The 18,659-nt window shown below is 64.2% G+C and carries 15 protein-coding genes; 8 read left to right on the forward strand and 7 right to left on the reverse strand.

The genetic code is table 11. The annotated features are described in order from the left end of the window. The first annotated feature begins 73 nt into the window (after window positions 1-73). Window positions 74-904 carry a hypothetical protein gene (locus HMPREF2791_RS01790; protein WP_070475101.1) on the forward strand — a complete coding sequence of 277 codons (831 nt, stop codon included), beginning with the start codon at window positions 74-76 and terminating at the stop codon, window positions 902-904. Here HMPREF2791_RS01790 and HMPREF2791_RS01795 read toward each other — a convergent pair. Continuing rightward, complete coding sequence (locus HMPREF2791_RS01795; protein ID WP_070844169.1) at window positions 901-1,425, reverse strand: hypothetical protein; 525 nt, start codon at window positions 1,423-1,425, stop codon at window positions 901-903. The two genes, HMPREF2791_RS01790 and HMPREF2791_RS01795, sit on opposite strands and share 4 nt — an antisense overlap. A 157-nt stretch (window positions 1,426-1,582) precedes the next feature. On the opposite strand from HMPREF2791_RS01795, the gene HMPREF2791_RS01800 reads away from it, so the two are divergent. The 5 genes from HMPREF2791_RS01800 to HMPREF2791_RS01820 all read left to right on the forward strand — a co-directional run bounded on the left by HMPREF2791_RS01800 (window position 1,583) and on the right by HMPREF2791_RS01820 (window position 6,560). Next, on the forward strand, window positions 1,583-2,797 hold the full coding sequence (locus tag HMPREF2791_RS01800) for an MFS transporter (RefSeq protein WP_070844038.1): 1,215 nt from the start codon (window positions 1,583-1,585) through the stop codon (window positions 2,795-2,797). Then, a complete protein-coding gene (locus tag HMPREF2791_RS01805; protein ID WP_070844040.1) occupies window positions 2,794-3,789 on the forward strand; it encodes a nucleoside hydrolase in 996 nt (331 codons plus the stop codon). Before HMPREF2791_RS01800 ends, HMPREF2791_RS01805 begins: the two co-directional genes overlap by 4 nt. 111 nt (window positions 3,790-3,900) lie before the next feature. After that, window positions 3,901-4,707, forward strand: a complete 807-nt coding sequence (locus tag HMPREF2791_RS01810; RefSeq protein ID WP_246815245.1) for an ECF transporter S component — start codon at window positions 3,901-3,903, stop codon at window positions 4,705-4,707. 21 nt (window positions 4,708-4,728) lie between these two features. Further along, on the forward strand, window positions 4,729-5,421 hold the full coding sequence (locus HMPREF2791_RS01815; protein WP_070844041.1) for an energy-coupling factor transporter transmembrane component T family protein: 693 nt from the start codon (window positions 4,729-4,731) through the stop codon (window positions 5,419-5,421). After that, on the forward strand, window positions 5,412-6,560 hold the full coding sequence (locus HMPREF2791_RS01820) for an ATP-binding cassette domain-containing protein (protein ID WP_070475105.1): 1,149 nt from the start codon (window positions 5,412-5,414) through the stop codon (window positions 6,558-6,560). Before HMPREF2791_RS01815 ends, HMPREF2791_RS01820 begins: the two co-directional genes overlap by 10 nt. 9 nt (window positions 6,561-6,569) lie before the next feature. On the opposite strand, the gene HMPREF2791_RS01825 is transcribed toward HMPREF2791_RS01820, so the two are convergent. The 3 genes from HMPREF2791_RS01825 to HMPREF2791_RS01835 are packed head-to-tail and all read right to left on the reverse strand — an operon-like array spanning window position 6,570 to window position 10,988. Then, window positions 6,570-9,587, reverse strand: a complete 3,018-nt coding sequence (locus tag HMPREF2791_RS01825; RefSeq protein ID WP_070475106.1) for a DEAD/DEAH box helicase — start codon at window positions 9,585-9,587, stop codon at window positions 6,570-6,572. Further along, window positions 9,587-9,976, reverse strand: a complete 390-nt coding sequence (locus HMPREF2791_RS01830; RefSeq protein ID WP_070475107.1) for a (deoxy)nucleoside triphosphate pyrophosphohydrolase — start codon at window positions 9,974-9,976, stop codon at window positions 9,587-9,589. The genes HMPREF2791_RS01825 and HMPREF2791_RS01830 overlap by 1 nt, the downstream gene beginning before the upstream one ends. Window positions 9,977-10,028: 52 nt before the next feature. After that, the gene (locus tag HMPREF2791_RS01835) at window positions 10,029-10,988 is read right to left on the reverse strand and encodes an L-lactate dehydrogenase (RefSeq protein WP_070475108.1); all 960 of its coding nucleotides are present in this window, start codon (window positions 10,986-10,988) and stop codon (window positions 10,029-10,031) included. 123 nt (window positions 10,989-11,111) lie between these two features. Here HMPREF2791_RS01835 and hisD point away from each other — a divergent pair, with 123 nt between their 5' ends. Continuing rightward, window positions 11,112-12,413, forward strand: coding sequence for a histidinol dehydrogenase (hisD, locus tag HMPREF2791_RS01840; protein ID WP_070844043.1), 1,302 nt, complete (start codon window positions 11,112-11,114; stop codon window positions 12,411-12,413). Window positions 12,414-12,420: 7 nt separating this feature from the next. Here hisD and HMPREF2791_RS01845 read toward each other — a convergent pair whose 3' ends face one another. The 3 genes from HMPREF2791_RS01845 to HMPREF2791_RS01855 all read right to left on the reverse strand — a co-directional run bounded on the left by HMPREF2791_RS01845 (window position 12,421) and on the right by HMPREF2791_RS01855 (window position 16,205). Further along, entirely contained in the window at window positions 12,421-13,824 is a 1,404-nt protein-coding gene (locus HMPREF2791_RS01845; protein ID WP_141764883.1) for an amino acid permease, read from the reverse strand. 456 nt (window positions 13,825-14,280) lie between these two features. After that, on the reverse strand, window positions 14,281-14,763 hold the full coding sequence (locus HMPREF2791_RS01850) for a hypothetical protein (RefSeq protein ID WP_070475111.1): 483 nt from the start codon (window positions 14,761-14,763) through the stop codon (window positions 14,281-14,283). Window positions 14,764-14,855: 92 nt separating this feature from the next. Continuing rightward, window positions 14,856-16,205 carry a CitMHS family transporter gene (locus HMPREF2791_RS01855; RefSeq protein WP_070844047.1) on the reverse strand — a complete coding sequence of 450 codons (1,350 nt, stop codon included), beginning with the start codon at window positions 16,203-16,205 and terminating at the stop codon, window positions 14,856-14,858. Window positions 16,206-16,511: 306 nt separating this feature from the next. Between HMPREF2791_RS01855 and HMPREF2791_RS01860 the strand changes: the two genes are divergently transcribed. After that, window positions 16,512-18,581: a DEAD/DEAH box helicase gene (locus tag HMPREF2791_RS01860; RefSeq protein WP_070844049.1), complete on the forward strand. Its 2,070-nt coding sequence runs from the start codon at window positions 16,512-16,514 to the stop codon at window positions 18,579-18,581. Window positions 18,582-18,659: the final 78 nt, after the last annotated feature.

The raw sequence follows: 18,659 nt of genomic DNA on the forward strand, positions 1-18,659 counted from the left end.
ATCCCACGCATGCGTAAGCATTCGTGGCTAGGCTTGTGCGCGTTGTGGCCGAGCTTGGGAAGGAACCACCGACATGAGCTTTTTCGAGGACATCGCAGCGGCGCTCGACCGCGAAGGCATCGAGTCCCGCGTGGGGGGCGACACCATGTTCGTGCCCATGACGGCGGCGCTGGAGATCCAGTTTGTGGAGATTGATCCGCACTTGCCGGCCGCCAACGTCTACATCGCGGCCGCGGACGTGGACGAGGACGACGAGGATTTCGAGGCCGTGCTGGTGGCCGTAGTGTTTTCCGTGGAGGACGCCGTGGCCGCGGTTGCGGAGCACATGGCCACCGACCAGGTGATCACCGTGCTGCGCGACCTGTTGGAGGGCACCGACGAGCGCATCGGGGACCTGGAGTTCTTCCAGGACCACTTGAACCCGCAGCAGGTGCGCGCTGAGGTCGGCGACAACGCCGAGCTTTTGGTCACCATCGACACCGTCGACGGCGCCCCGCACGCCAAGGTCACCTTCATCGCGCTTCCGGACGATTACGACGACGTGCTCGACGACGCCGAGGGCGAACTCTGGGAGTCCGACGGCGACGCGGAACTGACCGAGGAGGACCGCGCCCGCCTCTTCGACGCCATCCACGACGAGGCCCTCATCGACGCCGAGCGGCTCGAGCTGGGCAGCTTCACGGACTTTGACAGGCTTTTCGACGTGCTCTCGCTCGCCGCCGACCAGGCCGAAGACTGGGAGTCGCAGCTGCTACCCGTGGACGACGAGTTCGACGAGCCGGAGGTCTACGACCTGTTCGGCCAGGACGACGATGACGAGGATGACGCCCTCGCCGACGATGACGACGTCGACTACGACGACGATGATGACGACGGCGAAGACAGGGGCGAGGACGACGACTAGGCCGCGCTGAGCCCCTCGAACATCGACGACGGCGAGGCGACCGGGGTGAACGTGCCGTCGACGAGCCACACGTAGTTCGCCGTGCGCGTTCCGGCCAGCTCGTGTACCGCGTGCGCGGAGTCGCCCGGAATCAGCGCGCGCACCCACGCTTCGGTGAGCACGGTGTCTACCAGGCTGCCGGTGGTGTCGGCGATGCGGACCTCAATCAGGTACGCCGGGACCTGGTCGCCTCCGTAGCCCTGTATCCGGGCCCGCGCCCGTGGGCCAACCCTGCGCCGTGTCACAGCCAATGTCAGCTGTGGCCCGTTGGCCACCCGCGGCAGCGTGAGCACCGGTGGGCGCCACGCGGCGGTAGGGCGGGAGAGTGAGCGCGGGTGGTGCATGACGGCCTGGGCGGATTCGATGATTGCGGGGTGGCGCTCGCGGATCTCCTCGGCAAGGGCCTCCGGGGTGTAGGCGGGGGAGTGGGACTTCTCAATTCGGCTGACGCTGCGCAGCGGATTCTTCGTGTTGAACTTCATGGCGCTCACACTACGAAGCGCCTCCGACACCACAGCCCACCCGTTCGAACAAAAGAGCGAAATGAACCCAGCTACCTGGGGTGATTTCGCATTGCGGAAAATATTTGCCACATTGTCAAATCGGAACACCCCACCCGCCGATGTACGCTAACCAGCAATGAGCGCCGACAATTCAACACCACAAACAGCCCCAAAGCCCCAGATCCAACCGAAGATCCCGCGCACGATCTGGGTCCTCGTCGGCGCCGCGTTCATCATCGCCCTCGGCTACGGGCTCATCGCCCCGGTGCTCCCGCAGTTTGCGGGCACTTTCGGCGTGTCGATGGCTGCCGCCGGCGCGGTGATTTCCGTCTTCGCAATGGCGCGGTTGTTGGGAGCGCCGGGGGCGGGCAGGCTCGTCGATAAGCTTGGCTCCCGTCCGATCTACCTCACGGGCCTGCTCATCGTCGCGGGCGCGACCTTCCTCGTCGCGTTTGTGAACGCCTACTGGCAGATCCTCGCGCTGCGGTTTATCGCAGGCTTCGGCTCGACCATGTTCACCCTGTCGGCCCAGGCCTTGATCGTGCGGGTGACGCACCCGAGCATCCGCGGGCGCGCCAACGCGCTGTACGCCTCGGCGTTTCTGGTGGGCAACGTTGTCGGCCCGATCATCGGTGCCGCGCTGTCCTTCCTGGGCTTCCGCGCGCCGTTTGTCATTTACGGCCTCGCGGTGGCGGGCGCGGCCGTCGCGGTCGGCGCCCTGACCCAGCCGCGCCCCGGCTCCGAGCCGCTGCCCGCGGCGAAGCCGAAGATGCGCGTGCGTCAGGCGTGGCAGACCTCCACGTACAAGGCGCTGCTCGCCGCCGGGTTCACCAACGGCTTTGTCAACATGGGCTCGCGCGTGGCCATCCTGCCGCTGTTCGCCGCCGCCGTGTTTGAGCGCGGGGGAGCGGCCGCCGGTTTGGCGCTGACCGCCTTCGCGTTCGGCATGGCCGTAACGCTGCAGTTCTCCGGCAGGCTCGCTGATCAACTCGGCCGCCGCCCGATGGTCGCCGCGGGCCTGGCCACCTCGGGCGTGTTCACGGCGCTGCTCGGCGGCGCCACCAGCTTCTGGCCGCTGGTGCTGCTCTCCGCCGCGGCCGGTATCGGCGCGGGTCTGATGAGCCCCGCCGCCCAGGCCACACTGGCGGACATCATCGGCAACGAGCGCTCCGGCGGTACAGTGCTGTCCACGTACCAAATGACGCAGGACGCGGGCTCCATTCTCGCGCCGGTGCTGCTCGGCGCCGTCGCGGAGGCCGCGGGCTTCCAGGCCGCGTTCGGCGTCTGCGGCGCGGTGTGCGCCGCCACGCTTGTGATCTGGCTTGTTGCCGGGAAGGAAACGAAACCGTGAGAGTGATCCTGGATTGCGACCCCGGCATCGACGACACCTACGCCATCATCTTCCTCACCGCCGCGGCGCACGCGGGTCTCATTGAGCTCGATTGCCTCACGACGACCTCCGGCAACGTCGACGCCGACCAGTGCGCGCAAAACGGCGCCTGGATCCTGGGGCAGTGCGGGCTGCCCATCATTTCCCTGGCTGCAGGCTTGCCGGAGCCGCTCGAGGTGGAGCTGACCATCACGCCCGAAACCCACGGCGACACCGGCCTCGGCTACGCCCAAGCACCGGAGCGCCACGTGGAGCACGACTGGGACGCGCTGTGGATCGACTCGATCGAGCGCGGCACCGACGACCTGCACCTGATCGTCACCGGGCCTTTGACCAACCTGGCTGCCTTCGCGCACGCCCACCCGGAGCACTTTGCAAAGCTCAAGCACATCACCGTCATGGGCGGGGCAGTGAACTACCCGGGCAACACCACGCCGAGCGCGGAGTGGAACTTCTGGGTGGACCCGCACGCCGCCGCCGACGTGTTCGCCATGCCACAGACCCCGATTACCCTGTGTTCGCTTGGGGTGACGGAGCGGATGGTGCTCAGCCCGGAGGCGTTGGCGGAGTTCGTCGATAAGCTTGGCGGCTCCCCCGTGGCGCAGCACCTGGAGGCGATCACGCGGTTTTACTTCGAGTTCCACGAGGATGTGGGTGAGGGGTATCAGGCGCAGATCCACGACCTGCTCACCGTGCTGATCGCGCTGGGGCTGGTGGAGTACACGTGGAAGGACACCGCCGTCGCCGTGGAGGCGGATTCCGAGCTCATGCGCGGCACGTCCGTGGCCGACCTGCGCGGGATTTGGGAGCGCGAACCTAACACGCGCCTGGTCACCGAGGCGAATATTGAGATGGCCTGGGGCTGGTTCACGTGGGCGTGCGAGGTGCACGCGAAGGTCGCCGCGGGTGACGCCGAGATTGTGGAGCTGCGCCACCAGCGTGCCGACGACTAGGTGGATTGCGCCCGCCGCCTGCTACACTGCCGAACCGATAGCCCAGCCGAGGTGACATAGGCGATGAGGGCTGTACTTCCCGTTCCTCCCCGCACACCACTCGGAGTTTTCATGTCACACACCGTTTCCACCCAGGCCGCGCCCACCGAGAACACCGCGCAGAAGGCCGAATGGACCCCCGCCCGCCGCGCGCTCGTCATTGCAGGCGCCGTCCTTATCGCCGCTACCTGGCTGTACTTCGTGCTGGTCCACCCGGCGGACTGGGACCAGGTCACCGGCTCCGGGCAGGGCATCGCGCTGCTCGCAGGCTACGGCATCGGCACCGCGCTGCTGCTTGCCGCCGTGATTCCGGTGCTGCCCGCGCGCACGTTGGGGCTGATCCCGATTGCGATCATCATCAACTCTGTCGTCGGCGAGATCGTCGGCTCGATCGGCCTGCCGCTGTACCTGGACTCCGTGGGCACGGTGCTCGTCGCGGCACTCGCCGGCCCGGTCGCGGGCATGGCCACCGGCGCGCTGAACAACGTGGTGTGGGGCCTGCTCAACCCGGCCGCGCTGCCGTTCGCCGCGGGCGCGGCGCTGATCGGCTGGCTGGCCGGCGTGTTCATCCACCGCTTCAACGCCCTGCGCAACATCGCCACCGTGATCGGTTTCGGCCTGGTGCTCGGCCTTGTCGGCGGCATGGTCGCCGCCCCGGTCGCGGCCTACGTCTACGGCGGCACCGCCGGCGTTGGCACCGGCGCGCTGGTCAGCCTGTTCCGTGAGATGGGCAGCTCGCTCATCGCGTCCGTGACCACCCAGGCGTTCATCTCGGATCCGGTGGACAAGGTCATCGTCATGCTGGTGGCGTTCTTCACGGTCAAGGCGCTGCCGAAGCGCACCGTCGCCGCCTTCGCCCCGCAGACCAAGCAGAGCTAGCCCAGCAAGAAGCCAACCAACATGCCCCAGAACCGCCTGAACCCGCTGACCGCCCTGGTCATCGGCGCGTCGGGCTGGATTCTGGCGCTGGGGATCAACACTCCGATAGCCTCGCTGGCCATCATCGCTGCAGCCCTGACGGCCGGCACATGGCGCACCCGCAACCCGTCTGTCGCGGCGGCGACTGCACTCCTCGCCGCCCCCGTGGCTGCGTCGATGGTGCTCATCCACGCGCCCTACGGCGAGCACCGCATCGCTCCGTTCATCACCTCCGACGGCCTTGCCGACGCCGCCCACCTCACCGCCCGCTTCACCGCGCTGGTCGCCTGCCTGCTCGCCGCCGTGGCCTGGACGCGTACCCCGGATCTGGCCAAGGCTCTGCAGAGCACAAAAGGTGGCAACCGCATCGGCTACATCGCCGGCACCACGCTGCAGCTCGGGCCCCAGGGCGCCAACCGCGCGCGCATCACCCGCGACGCCAACCGCCTCAAACAGCGCCCGATCAAAGCCAAGACAGTCGTCCCACACCTGATCATGCCCGTGCTCACGGAACTGCTCACCCAGGCCGGCGCCCGTGGCCAAGCGCTGGAAACCGCCGGCTACGACCTCACCGGCCCACGCACCGTCCTGCGCCCGGTCCACGACAGCCCCGCCCAGCGCGCCGCGCGCATCCTCATCCCTCTGATCTGCGTGGCGGTGGTCCTATGGATCTAACCCCGCTCAAGCAAGCACTCGACCAGCACCGCACCGTCGAGGTCATCGGCAATTCCGGCGCGGGCCTGACCACGCTTGCCGGCGAGGCGCACAACGAGTGGGCGGGCGCGGCCGTGGTCCAGCAGGACGCCACCGCGCACGTGTCCTACCTGCGCGACACCGTCATCGAAGAGGTCGCGCTCGGCCTCGAGCAGCGCGGCACACCCATCCCGGAGATGCAGCGCCGCTGCGAGCGCATCCTCAGCGCCGCGGGCCTGACCGAACTCGCCGAGCGCCACCCCGCACAACTCTCCGGCGGCCAAACACGCCGCCTGGCCATCGCGGCCGTCGCAGTCCTCGAGCCGGACATCCTGCTTCTGGACGACCCCTTCGCCGGCCTCGACCCCACCTCCGCCACCCACATCATCCGCCTGCTCGAAGCCTTGCCGTCGCGCATCGTGGTCCTCGGCAACCGCCCCCGCCTCGATGCAGCAAAGCTTTCGCTTATCGACGGCATCCTGTCTCCCTCACCCCCTCCCACCCACGTGCCCAGCCTGCCCCCACGCGTGGTGCCCGCCGGCGATCCGATCGACCTCGGCGAGATCACCGCAACCCGCGGCGGAAAACCCCGCAAGTGGTGGCAATTCCGCGCACATGAGGATCCGGAGTTCACCGCCGGTCCGATCCATCTGACCGTGCGCCCCGGCCAGGCCGTGTGGCTGCGCGGTGACAACGGCGCCGGCAAAACCACACTGCTGCGCGCGATGGCCGGCCTCGACGGCAACCCCGGGCTGGCTCTTGGCGTCTCACTCGCGCTGCAGCGCGCCGCCGACCAACTTGCCGAATCCACGGTGGGGGAGTTCATCGGCGATCCGGACGCAGTCGCCGCACTCGGCCTCGACCCGGAGACCCACCCGCTCGACCTGCCTGCCGCGCACCTGCGCCTGGCTCAGCTCGCCCAGGTCTTCGCCCAGAACCGCCCGCTCGTGCTTCTCGACGAACCCGACGTCGGCCTCGACGCCCCCTCCCGCGACCGCGCCCACGCCCTCATCGCCGAGGGACTTTGCTCCGGCCAGGCCGTGATCTTCACCTGCCACGACACCTCCTTCGCCGCGGAGGTGGGGGAGTACACAGCAGTTTTCGAGTCTAAACTCGCCTAAACCCGCGTCCTAATTCGGCAATTGAGGCTTACCGTTCGCATCTTGCCTAACCATGTGCCCAGGAGCGCGGTGGAGCTCCGCCTTCTCGCCGTCAGCAGTCGGATCCTGGATGCTCGCGCGTTTATTGGTGGTGAGAGCTTTGTAAAGCGGGGCGGGGACAGGTTCGTCTAGTGCCAGGTTCATAACAACCACGTCGAGTAACTCATCCTTGTTCCCCGGCATGTGGCGCTCTTCCGCGTGGGTAACCTCGGCCTGCCCGAGGTAGTAAAACTCCAAGCCGTCCGCGTCTTCGCGTTTTACGAAGAGATGGAGGTCTGTAGATCCATCCAGAATCGGCTGGAGTTCTTTGCTGTCGAGCGTGCGGTTGTTCTTGGAGAACCACTGCATCGTGGATTGATCGATGAATGTGTCCTCGTATCTGTGGCTCGCCAGAACATCGGCGTCCTTGTGGTACGTGACAAAGATCGGGCAGGTATTGGTGTTTGAGTCCACCGCATACCCGTAGATCGTGGATTCCCTGTTGCGCTGCCAGTTGAGCAGGCGTGCTGCGTCCTTTCGGGTATACGTCTTTCCCCGGACGAAGATGTCGCTTTGACGGTACTGGCGCCGGTTAGTAAGAAGGCCGGTCTCGATGAGGTCATCAATGTGGTATCGAAAGCTGATCTCCGGGTGAGGATGTTGATCCTCGTAGGAGAAATACAACTCTGAAAACCGCTCACCAAGCTGGAAACCGCTGTCTGTACGGACGGCGAGTGGTTCGCCTCCGTAGCGCTTGGCGGCAGCCTCCGTGAACCATTCCAGGTTCAAAATGAGTTCTACCGACCGCATAAGGTGGGGCGACGAATTAATCTCTGTTGAGTATTTCTCGATCACAGCTCTGAACTGGTCTTCAGTCAGCACCCCTTGGGGGCCGCGGCGCACAAGCTCAGAGAGAAGAAGGAGTTCTTGCGGGCGTTTTCCGTTAAGAAGTTCGGTCGCGATGAGGGTGAGGAATCCGTCTTCCTCTTGGGACGGGGCCGAATCGACTTCCTTCAATTTGTGCAAAAGTGACCAGTAGTTTCGCGTGTGTTGGTCGGTCGCGCACAACACGGACGGATCCATGGATTCGTGATAAAGAAAGTCGACCAGTTTGGGAATGCGGCCGAGTCGGTACTTTAACTCTGCGATAGCCTCGCGTTTAGCCTTCACTCCCGTGATGCGTGCCTTTTGTAGGGACTCGATAACTCGTGCCGCGGAAACCCTGTCAAAGCTGACCGTGGAAGCCCCGGCTTTCGGACGAGGGTCGTTGACGTCATCGAGAATCTTCGGTTTTCGGCCGGTTTTGTTGCCGGTGAGCGCAATCGCAATGAGGTAGTTGTTTGCGTAGTTACCGATGAAATCTATGACGCGCAGCGAGTGCTTGTAGGCGGCTTTGCGCAGCCCGCGACCAAGTTGTTGCGTGAAGATGATCGACGACTCGGTGCTGCGGAGCAGGACAATGACATTGACTGAGGGAATGTCAATGCCCTCGTTAAAAATGTCCACCGTGAAGATGTAATCGAGTTCGCCATCTTCCAGTTGAGCAACAACGGACTCTCGTACTTCAATCGTGTCGGCTCCCGAGAGACTTCGCGTTCTCAGTGGACGGCCGTGGACGATCCGTGAGGAGAGAGCTTCCGCAAGGATTCGGGATTCCTCGTTGCTGCTGCAGAACACGAGGCCTTTCGTACTTTCTGCGAAAGAATACTTCTGCAGTGCATCAACGATGTGCTCGACGCGATCGTCCGCAACCAGGTCTTTGAGCTTTGATTTGTCTCCGATCGACCCTTGCGCCGATTCGTAATCTGCGATGCCGTAGTAGTCGAAGGGGACGAGCATCCGATTTTCAAGGGCGCCTTCCAAACGGATCTCATATGGGACGTTGTATCCGAAGAGCTCAAAGACGTTAAACCCATCCGTTCGCTCCGGGGTAGCTGTTAACCCCAGCGTGAAGTTTGGGCGGAAGTGGTTCAAGATCGACTGGTACGACTCGGCGCCAGAACGGTGAACTTCATCGATGATGATGAGGTCGAATTGGAGCGGAGAGATTGTCGCCAGATTCTCTTTCCGAGAAAGGGACTGAACGGTAGCAAACACCAACTGCTTGTCCAGTTCTCGTCGTGCTCCAACGAAGAACCCGATTTGTGAGTCGTCGACTTCTAACACTTTGGCGAACTCTTGAGCAGCCTTCTTCAAAATCTGCTCGCGGTGGACGATGAATAGTGTTCTTAACGGCTTCATCTGTCGCGTAGCCAACGCGGCCAGGATGGTTTTTCCTGTACCGGTTGCAGAAATGATCAACGCGCGCTTCTCGCCGGAATCGACCACATACTGCAACTGCTCAAGTGCTTCGACCTGCATCAGGTTTGGGAGGATCTTTTCGCCTTCCGGTGAAACCTCAAGAGGCTGGGTTTCGGTGAAGACGATTTTGCGCTTCGCCCGCTTCTTTTCGTAATCCTTGATCCAGTCTCCGGTGAGTGGAACTGCTTTGTCGAGGTGCCTCTCAACTCCGTTTTGGAGCTGGGAAGCCATGTTGCCGTTTCGGTGCGACGAAACTCGGATATTCCACTCGTGGTTTTCCATGAGTGCATAACGCGTGAGGTTCGAGCTGCCTACGAGCGCAGTGACGTGGTCACCGTGGTTGAAAATGTAGCCCTTGGCATGGTGGGCGTATTCCGACATGACGTAGACATCGACGTTTTCCAAAGTCAGTAGCTCGCGCAGAGCAGCGGGCTCATTGAAGTCTTGGTACGAAGACGTGATGATTATGCCCTTGCCCTGAAACTCCACGAGCTGCTGTTTGAGCGCGCCGATACCGCCGACAGTCACGAATGCCACGGAGAACACGTAGCTATCAGCAAACTCCAGCTCGTTTTTGAGCGCCTCGTACATGGTGTTCGAGTCGCCATTGGTGATGAGCTCGGGATTCTCCTGCTTGTTGGCAAGGACAGCTTCGTCGATGAAACCGTATTCAAGATCGCGTTGCAGCGAGGTAAGCGATGACTCCATTACTGCTGCTGCACTCGTTCTACAGTTTCGATGTCAGCCGGTGCCCACTCCAGCCCATGAAGCTCCGACCTCGGGACCCAACGGATCTCTTGGTGTTCGGAGAGCTTTGGCGTACCGGAGGAAAGCGTGCAGTAATACGTGGTCAGGTTGATAACTGCAGAGTCGGTTTCGTGCCGGCTCGTCACAATCCGGTCCAAAACTTCAACCTCAATGCTGAGCTCCTCGACGAGCTCGCGCTTCAGAGCCTGCTCCGGAGTCTCGCCGGGTTCGATCTTTCCGCCGGGAAACTCCCAAAGACCACTCATCGATCGGCCCGGCCCCCGCTGTGCGGCAAATACAAAGTCGCCGTCGAGGATCACTGCTCCAACCACATCGATGTTTCTGGCCATGTAGCCATACTAAACGGGCATGGGCGGAGCTGCCGTCGAAAAGCAAAGGCTCCTAGAACTCGGCGCGGTCGATGACGTCGCGCAGGGTGGTGGCGGAGTGGCGGAACTTCTCCAGCTCGTCGGAGTCCAGGCGCAGTTCCACGACGTTGCGCACGCCGCTGCGGTTGAGGACGGTGGGGGTCCCGATGTAGAGGTCCTCGAGCCCGTACTCGCCCTGCAGGAGGGCGGAGACGGGCAGGACAACGTCCTCGTTGCGCAGGATCGCGCGCGTGATGCGGGCGAGCGCGTTGCCGACGCCGAAGGAGGTGTTGCCCTTGCGTTTGATGATGTCGTAGGCAGCATCGCGGGTGCGGACGAACAGCTCGTCGATCTGGGTGTAGATGTCCGGGTTGGTCTCCGCTTCCGATTCCAGCATCGCACTCAGCGGCACGCCGCCTACGGAACCGGAGGAGAACACGGGCAGCTCGGTGTCGCCGTGCTCGCCGATGATGTGGGTGTGCACCGCGGACGGGGCGATGTCGAAGTGCAGGCCCAGGTTGTGGCGCCAACGCGCGGTGTCCAGCACGGTGCCGGAGCCGATGACCTGGTTCGACGGCAGGCCGGTCTGCTTCCAGGTGATGTAGGTGAGCACGTCCACGGGGTTGGTGGCCACGACGTAGATGCCGTTGAAGCCGTTGGCCATGATGTCCTTGTTGATGGACTCGAAGATGGCGGCGTTGCGCGCGATCAGGTCGATGCGCGTTTCGCCCTCGCGCTGCGCCACGCCGGCGCAGTTGACAACGAGGGCGGCGTCGCGGCAGTCCTTGTAATTACCCACAGTGACGTCCATGTGGTGGCCGGAGAACGGGATGGCGTGGTTCAAGTCCTCCACTTGGGCCCAGACGAGGTCCTCGTTGAGGTCGATGATGGCCAGGTGGTCCGCCAGGCCTTGGTTGAGAATTGCGTAGGCGTAGGCGGTGCCGACGGCGCCGGCGCCGATAAGGACGATCTTGTTGCCATGAGTCACGGTCATGCGACCAAGTGTGTCAGAAACCGGGCGATCACGTGCGGTGGGGTTGGGCGGAAACGGCCTCGGCGGCGACGCGGCGCGGATACCATGCAGAGAAGACTTCGAAGGGAAGAGAAGGGGAGCAACATGCTGTCGGTGACAGATCTCAGAGGCCGTGCATTGACGGTGCGCGAACTGCGGAAGCTGCTACCTCGCGCGGGCACGGACGTGAATTCGGTGGTGTCCCAGGTGGCGCCCATCGTGGAGGCGGTGCGTGATCGCGGCGCGGAGGCGGCGCTGGAGTACGGGCAGCGTTTCGACGGCGTGCGGCCGGCTTCGGTCCGCGTGCCGGCGGAGGTGATCGCCGATGCCCTGGACCGCCTGGACGCGGACGTGCGCGCGGCGTTGGAGACCTCGATCGCGCGCATCCGCGCCGTGCACGCGAGCCAGAAGCCTGTGGGGCACACCACCGAGCTCGCGCCGGGCGCGACCGTGACCGAGGTGTTCCGCCCGGTGCAGCGCGTGGGCCTCTACGTCCCCGGCGGCAAGGCCGTGTACCCGTCGAGCGTGCTCATGAACGCGATCCCCGCCCAGGAAGCGGGCGTGGGCTCAATGGTGGTCTGCTCGCCGCCACAAGCGGACTTCGACGGCTGGCCGCACCCGACCATCCTCGCGGCGTGCGCGCTTGTGGGGATCGAGGAGGTGTGGGCGGTTGGTGGTGCCCAGGCCGTCGCGCTGCTGGCCTACGGTGACGAGGACCTGGAGCCTGTGGACATGGTCACCGGCCCCGGCAATGTCTTCGTCGCCGCCGCGAAGCGCGTGGTCAACGGGGTGGTGGGCATTGACGCGGAGGCGGGCCCCAGCGAGATCGCGATCATCGCCGACGACACGGCCGACCCGGTCTTTCTGGCGTACGACCTGATCTCTCAGGCCGAGCACGATGAGCAGGCCGCGTCGATCCTGATCACCGATTCGCCTGCGCTCGCCGAAGTGGTCAACCGCGAGATTGACGAGCGCTACCAAGTCACGCTCAACGCCGAGCGAGTGCGTGCCGCACTCGAGGGGCCGCAATCGGGCATCTTGCTTGTCGACGACCTCCGGTCCGCCGTCACCGTCACCAACGCCTACGCACCCGAGCACCTGGAGATCCACACTGACAACGCCCGCGACGTGGTGGCACAGATCGCCAACGCCGGCGCGATCTTCGTCGGGCCGCACACCCCGGTGCCGCTCGGCGACTACTCCGCAGGATCCAACCACGTGCTGCCCACATCCGGCACGGCCCGTTTCGCGCCGGGGCTGAGCACCCACACCTTCCTCAAACCCGTCAATGTGGTCGAGTACTCCGCGGACGCGCTGGCGGAGGTGGCCGACGCAGTGATCACGCTCGCCGACGCCGAGCGCCTCCCGGCACACGGCGAGGCCATCAGCGTGAGACGGGAGCGATAAACGGGGGCTATTTCGCCTCGTACTCGACCTCGTCTTCCGCAATCGCCTGCGGGCGGCCGGTAACGAAGTAGAGGATCGTCATCAGGATCAGGAACGCGACACCGACGATCAGCGCAGTGTGGAATTCCTCCATCCACACCATCGTGCCGAAGGTGAACAGGATGAACGCGACCGAGAACCACTGCCCATACGGCCAGAGCGGCACCGGGAACTTCAGGTTTTGCTCTTCGACGGGGGAAATGTTGCGTCGAGAAGCAATGTGCGCAAGCAGGATCATCAGCCACACAAAGATGGTGGCGAAGGTGGCCAGCGCCGCGACGGTTTCAAAGATGTCGGGGTAGCGCTGGTTCAAGTAGACACCGACGATCAAGGCGATGATCAGCATGACCACCGTCATCACCGGCACATCGCGGTAGGTCTTCGCCATTGCCCGCGGAGCCAGCTTCTCCTTGGCCAGGCCCGCGAGGACGCGGCCGGTGCCGAAGAGGTCAGCGTTGATGGCGGACAGGGAAGCACTCAGCACAACAACGTTGAGCAACGCGGCAGCCCAGCTGACGCCGAGGGTGTCAAAGATCTGGACGAAGGGGGAGTCCTCGCCGTCGATGGTGCGCCACGGGTTGATCATCAAAATGATCAAGATGGACAGCACGTAGAAGATCAGGATGCGCGCCGGGACGGTGTTGACAGCCTTCGGGATGGAACGGTCCGGGTCCTCGGCCTCGGTGCCGGCAACACCGATGATCTCCGTGCCGCCGAACGCGAACAGCACGAGGATGAAGGACGCTGCCATGCCAGAAATGCCGTTTGCGAAGAAACCGCCGTCGCTCCAGAGGTTGCTCACACCCATCGTTTCGGGTTGGGAGCCGAGGTTGAACACGAGGATGGCGGCACCGCCCACAATCATGGCCACCACAGCGCCGACCTTGATCAGCGTAAGCAGGAACTCCAGCTCGCCGAAGATCCGGACCGCTGCCAGGTTCGCCGCGCTAATAATCAGCAGTGTGACTGTGATCCACACCCACGCGGGCGTTGTGGGGAACCAGAACTTCATATAGATCGTGATGGCGGTTAAGTCCGCCAGACACACGATCATCATCTCGAAGGCGAACATCCAGCCGGTGATGTAGCCGCCCCAGCCGCCGAGGTACTTGCGGCAGTACACGGCAAACGAGCCGCGCACCGGGTTGCGCACGCTCATCTCGCCGAGCGCGCGGAGCATGAAGTACACCACCGCGCCGCCGAGCAGGTACACCAGCAACACGGATGGGCCGGCGGCCTGGATCGCACCGGCGGAGCCGTAGAACAGGCCGGTGCCGATGGCGGAGCCGAGCGCGATGAAGTGGATGTGGCGGGCGTTTAAGCTGCTGCGCTTCGGTTTGGGCTTGTTAGCGGATTCAGATGGTGCAGTCATAACAGACATAACTGTGCTCTTTCGGGAAGCAATGCGCGAATCGGAGGCGCAGGGGATTGGATTGGCGTGTGCCCTGTGTTGGGCGGCGGCGTCCCGGTTGGCCGTCGATAGGCGAGTGCAACCGTGTGCCTCGCGGACGGATCCGGGGGCGCGGCGCGAACGACATAAGCCCCGAAGTGTTGCCCGTACTAACAAGAAACCCCCTGCGCTTCGAGCAGCAGAGGCTGTTAGCGCAGGGGGCTGGAGTCGGCCGACACCGCGCTACAGATGATGATGTAGGCGGGCCGGCTGGGTATTCAGCAACGCAGAACGCTCGGCCTGCGCGGCCGAGGTTGCAAATGCGGTGCTGTTGATCATGTCGGCGACTGTAGCACGGTGGCGGTATGTCTGCAGCGAATTGTGGAAACTATTTGCCGCAATGCGGGAAACAGGAGGTCAGAGGTTGCGAAAAAGCCGTTAGAACTTAAACGGGAGAACGTCTTTCAGGCCGATCATCGCGGCGATGGCGACAACTGCTCCGATGAAACCGCCCAGCACCCCCGCGAGTGCCGGTGAGGTAGAAGATCCATCCTCTTTCTGAACGGGCTTCGCGGCAGGCACCTTCGCGCACTTGTCGTAGATTTCGAGTTGCCTCTGTTCGTCTGCAATTCTTTCCGTGAGCTCCTGGATAAAGTCCTTGTTGGCATCGGAACGCGACTTTTCAGACTTCAGCTCAGATTCGGCCTCGGTGATGGCATCGAGGCTTTCCTTCTTGAACTTCTTCACTTCATCCTGCGTGTAATAAACCGGGAAGTACATGCGGTTGTTCTGCATCTCGGTGATCGAGTAGTTCACACGGCAATCGGTGCCGACGTGCTCGATGGTGTATGCCTGGGCGGTGGTAATGGATCCTGCAAGAACGCTGGCTGCGACTACAGCGGCAGTGATTTTGGTGCGCATGGGTGCTCCTTGAGAGACAAGCGGGGGAGAAGAGACGGGCGCGGGGTGCGTCGATAAGCAAAATGCTCGAAAGAAAAGATTACTGCACGGGGCTACGCGAACACGCCGAACGCCCAGGAACCGAGCACCAGAAGAACGGAGAACGCCCAGCACACTGGGAAGGCGAGGCGGATGTACTTGCCCATTTCGCCACGGGCGAGACCGAGCGCAAGCCACAGCGCGGGGGAGAACGGGCTGACAAACGTGCCGATGACGTTGCCCACGATCATCGCGGACGCGGCGCCCATTGCGGAGACTCCGAACGCCTCGGCGGTCTGCTGCACGATCGGCAGGACGGAGAAGTAGTAGGCGTCGGTGGATGTGGCCAGGTCAAGCGGCACGCCGAGTAGGCCGATGATGATGTGGATGTACGGGCCGACCGCCTCCGGCAGGATGGCAATGAGCGACAGCGCGATCTGCTCCAGCATGCCCGTGCCGTCGAGGATGCCCAGGAACATCGCTGCGGCGAGGATGACGCCAGCCATGGACAACGCGGTAGGCGCGTGGCGGCGCAGCGCGTCGCTTTGGTCCTCGAGCTTGGCAAAGTTGATGGCCAGCAGCAGCGCAGTGCCCACCAGGAACGCCGGCGCCGGGGACGCCAGGCCGGACACGAGAACACCGATGAGCGCGAGGGTGATCAGCGCGTTCACCCATGTCACCCAGGTGCCCTGCCGCTGCGTGAATTCCAGCTTGGCGCGTTCTTCCTGCTGCCGGCGGGAGAAGTCCTCCGCGACGGCGTTGACGTCCACGGTGCCCGCGTCCGGGCCCGCGGCGGATGCGCGGCGGCCTTCCACCACGCCGAAAATGGCGGCGACGACGAACACGAGCACGATGGCGACCCCCTGGACCGGCAGCAGGTGGGCCCAGATCTCGTTCGGCGAGGGGCCGATGACGGAGCTGGCGCGGCCGACGGGGCCACCCCACGGCAGCATGTTCATCACGGATGCGGACAGCGCCACGATGGTCAGCAGCACGTAGCGCGACATCCGCATTGCCTCGTACAGCGGGAGCAATGCCGGGATGGTGAGCAGAAACGTCGTGGAGCCGGAGCCGTCCAGGTGGGCGACAATCGCGATGGCGGCCGTGCCCAGGGTCACCAGCAGCGGCGTGCCCCGTGTGGCCTTAATCAGCGCCTTGATTACGGGCTCGAACAGCCCGACATCGGAGAGGATGCCGAAGTAGATGATGGCGAAGATGAACATCACCACGACGTTCATCACCCGGTCCAACCCGTCCATGTAGTAATCCGAGATTTCGGCAACGCCAGCGCCGGTGAGGACAGCGCCGACGATGGGGATGAGCGTCATCGCGACGATCGGGTGGGTCTTGCCTTTCAGCAGCAGCCCGACGGTGACCGCGATGATGGCCAGGCCGAGCAATGTCAGCGCGAGGGGAGAAGTCATGAGGGGAATCCTAAATCACAGACGTTTCCGCACTGTGTTTCAGGTCATGAAGCAAAGCGCCGTGGCGTGAACTGTAACCGGTTGCCAGGAAACTCGGGGACTAACCGGATGTAGGTAGCCGGTTTGTGTGGCGCGGGTTACTGAGACGCGCTGGCCTTGGCTGCTCCTTCGAAGTGTGGGGCAGGGGTGGCGTCGATAGGCAATGTGACCTGCCCCACGGACTCTACGGGAGGGTGTGTGACTTCGCTCGCCGGGAAACCGCAGGAATACTTACCGGGGCGCACAATGGCGTACGCTGGGCCAGCGATGAGCATTTCCGAAAACGCCACCGGCGGCGAGAATGAGCCGGATATGAATGTGTCGGAAAACCAGAAAGACCCGCAGGATGTCGCGGCCGAAATCGTTGAGGCCGTAGTAGAGGACACCAGGGATGCGGGGGTTTCTGAGGAGACCGGCGCCACGGACACCGTGGCCATTGAAAATAACAATGATGTGCTGAAGCTTAACGACGAGCCTTCGGCCGAACCCGCAGCCGAGCCCGAGAAGCCCGAGAACGGCTTTGAAAAGCTGGGCCTGCCCGACGATGTCATCAAGGCCGTCAAGCGCGTCGGCTTCGAGCAGCCCTCGCCGATTCAGGCGCAGACCATCCCGCTGCTTATGGACGGCCGCGACGTGGTCGGCCTCGCGCAGACCGGTACCGGCAAGACCGCTGCGTTCGCGCTGCCGGTGCTGTCCCAGATCGACCCGGAGAAGCGCTACCCGCAGGCGCTCGTGCTCGCGCCGACGCGTGAGCTGGCGCTGCAGGTGTCCGACTCCTTCCAGAGCTTCGCCGACCACATCGGCGGCGTGAGCATCCTGCCGATCTACGGCGGCCAGGCCTACGGCATCCAGCTGTCCGGGCTGCGCCGCGGCGCCCAGGTCATCGTGGGCACCCCGGGGCGAGTGATCGACCACCTGGAGAAGGGCTCGCTGGACATTTCAAACCTGAGCTTCCTGGTGCTGGACGAGGCCGACGAGATGCTCAACATGGGCTTTCAGGAAGACGTCGAGCGCATCCTGGAAGACACCCCGGATTCCAAGCAGGTGGCGCTGTTCTCGGCGACGATGCCGAACGCGATCCGCCGCATCTCCCGCGACTACCTCAACGATCCGGAAGAGGTGACCGTCAAGTCGGAGACGCGCACCAACACAAACATCACCCAGCGCTACCTGTTCACCGCGCACCGCAACAAGCTCGACGCGATCACCCGCATCCTTGAGGTGACCGAGTTCGAGGCGATGATCGTGTTCGTGCGCACCAAGAACGAGACCGAGGAGCTGGCCGAGAAGCTGCGCGCCCGCGGGTTCTCCGCCGCCGCCATCAACGGCGACATCGCCCAGCAGCAGCGCGAGCGCACCGTGGACCAGCTCCGCGACGGCCGCCTGGACATCCTCGTGGCCACCGACGTCGCCGCCCGCGGCCTGGACGTCGAGCGCATCTCGCACGTGCTCAACTACGACATCCCGAACGACACGGAGTCCTACGTCCACCGCATCGGCCGCACCGGGCGTGCGGGCCGTTCCGGCGAGGCGATCCTGTTTGTCACTCCGCGCGAGCGCCGCATGCTGCGCTCCATCGAGCGCGTGACCAACGCGACCATCGAAGAGATGGACCTGCCCACCGTGGACGAGGTCAACGAGTCGCGCAAGGCCAAGTTCATGGACTCCATCACCGAGTCCCTTGAGGCCACCGACCTGCAGATCTTCAAGACCATGGTGCGCGAGTACTCCGCCGCGAACAACGTGCCTATGGACGACATCGCCGCCGCCCTGGCCACCCAGGCCCTGGCCGGCGACGAGTTCCTGATGAAGGAGCCGCCGCGCGACAAGCGCGACCGTCGCGACCGTTTCGACCGCGACGACCGCCGCGGGCGCGGACGCGACCGCTTCGACCGCGACGATCGTGGCGATCGCGGTGGCCGCGGCCGCCGCTTCGACGACAGCGGCAACTTCGACACCTACCGCCTGGACGTGGGCAAGCGACAGCACGTGCGCCCGGGTGCCATCGTCGGCGCCCTGGCCAACGAGGGCGGGCTGAACTCGAAGGACTTCGGCCGCATCACCATCGGCGGCGACTTCACCCTGGTGGAGCTGCCGAAGAACCTGGACCAGGCCGTGCTGGACCGCCTGGTGGATACCCGCATCTCCGGCCAGCTGATCAACATCCAGCGCGACCACGGCGCACCCCCGCGCGATCGCGGCGGCCGTGGCCGCGGCGGCCGCGGGGGCTACCGCGGCGGACGCGGACGCGATGACAGGGGCGATCGCGGGGGACGCGGCGGTTACCGCGGCGGACGAGGCCGTGGCCGCGACGACAGGCGCGACCGCTGGGATTAACCCCTCAACCTGATGCAACCGGCACAGCTCACAAGCAGCGTGCCGGCTGCTTGGGGTTTGGGTGGGGGCCGGAGGGCG

It is taken from the genome of Corynebacterium sp. HMSC034A01, assembly GCF_001838175.1.
Taxonomy (GTDB): Bacteria; Actinomycetota; Actinomycetes; order Mycobacteriales; family Mycobacteriaceae; genus Corynebacterium.

Excerpts from the sequence above, each read along its gene's own strand:
- HMPREF2791_RS01825 (WP_070475106.1), bottom strand. The coding sequence starts at position 9,587 with ATGGAGTCATCGCTTACCTCGCTGCAACGCGATCTTGAATACGGTTTC.
- hisD (WP_070844043.1), top strand. The coding sequence starts at position 11,112 with ATGCTGTCGGTGACAGATCTCAGAGGCCGTGCATTGACGGTGCGCGAA.
- HMPREF2791_RS01850 (WP_070475111.1), bottom strand. The coding sequence starts at position 14,763 with ATGCGCACCAAAATCACTGCCGCTGTAGTCGCAGCCAGCGTTCTTGCA.
- HMPREF2791_RS01830 (WP_070475107.1), bottom strand. The coding sequence starts at position 9,976 with ATGGCCAGAAACATCGATGTGGTTGGAGCAGTGATCCTCGACGGCGAC.
- HMPREF2791_RS01810 (WP_246815245.1), top strand. The coding sequence starts at position 3,901 with ATGTCACACACCGTTTCCACCCAGGCCGCGCCCACCGAGAACACCGCG.
- HMPREF2791_RS01820 (WP_070475105.1), top strand. The coding sequence starts at position 5,412 with ATGGATCTAACCCCGCTCAAGCAAGCACTCGACCAGCACCGCACCGTC.
- HMPREF2791_RS01800 (WP_070844038.1), top strand. The coding sequence starts at position 1,583 with ATGAGCGCCGACAATTCAACACCACAAACAGCCCCAAAGCCCCAGATC.
- HMPREF2791_RS01860 (WP_070844049.1), top strand. The coding sequence starts at position 16,512 with ATGAGCATTTCCGAAAACGCCACCGGCGGCGAGAATGAGCCGGATATG.
- HMPREF2791_RS01845 (WP_141764883.1), bottom strand. The coding sequence starts at position 13,824 with ATGACTGCACCATCTGAATCCGCTAACAAGCCCAAACCGAAGCGCAGC.
- HMPREF2791_RS01835 (WP_070475108.1), bottom strand. The coding sequence starts at position 10,988 with ATGACCGTGACTCATGGCAACAAGATCGTCCTTATCGGCGCCGGCGCC.
- HMPREF2791_RS01790 (WP_070475101.1), top strand. The coding sequence starts at position 74 with ATGAGCTTTTTCGAGGACATCGCAGCGGCGCTCGACCGCGAAGGCATC.
- HMPREF2791_RS01815 (WP_070844041.1), top strand. The coding sequence starts at position 4,729 with ATGCCCCAGAACCGCCTGAACCCGCTGACCGCCCTGGTCATCGGCGCG.
- HMPREF2791_RS01855 (WP_070844047.1), bottom strand. The coding sequence starts at position 16,205 with ATGACTTCTCCCCTCGCGCTGACATTGCTCGGCCTGGCCATCATCGCG.
- HMPREF2791_RS01795 (WP_070844169.1), bottom strand. The coding sequence starts at position 1,425 with ATGAAGTTCAACACGAAGAATCCGCTGCGCAGCGTCAGCCGAATTGAG.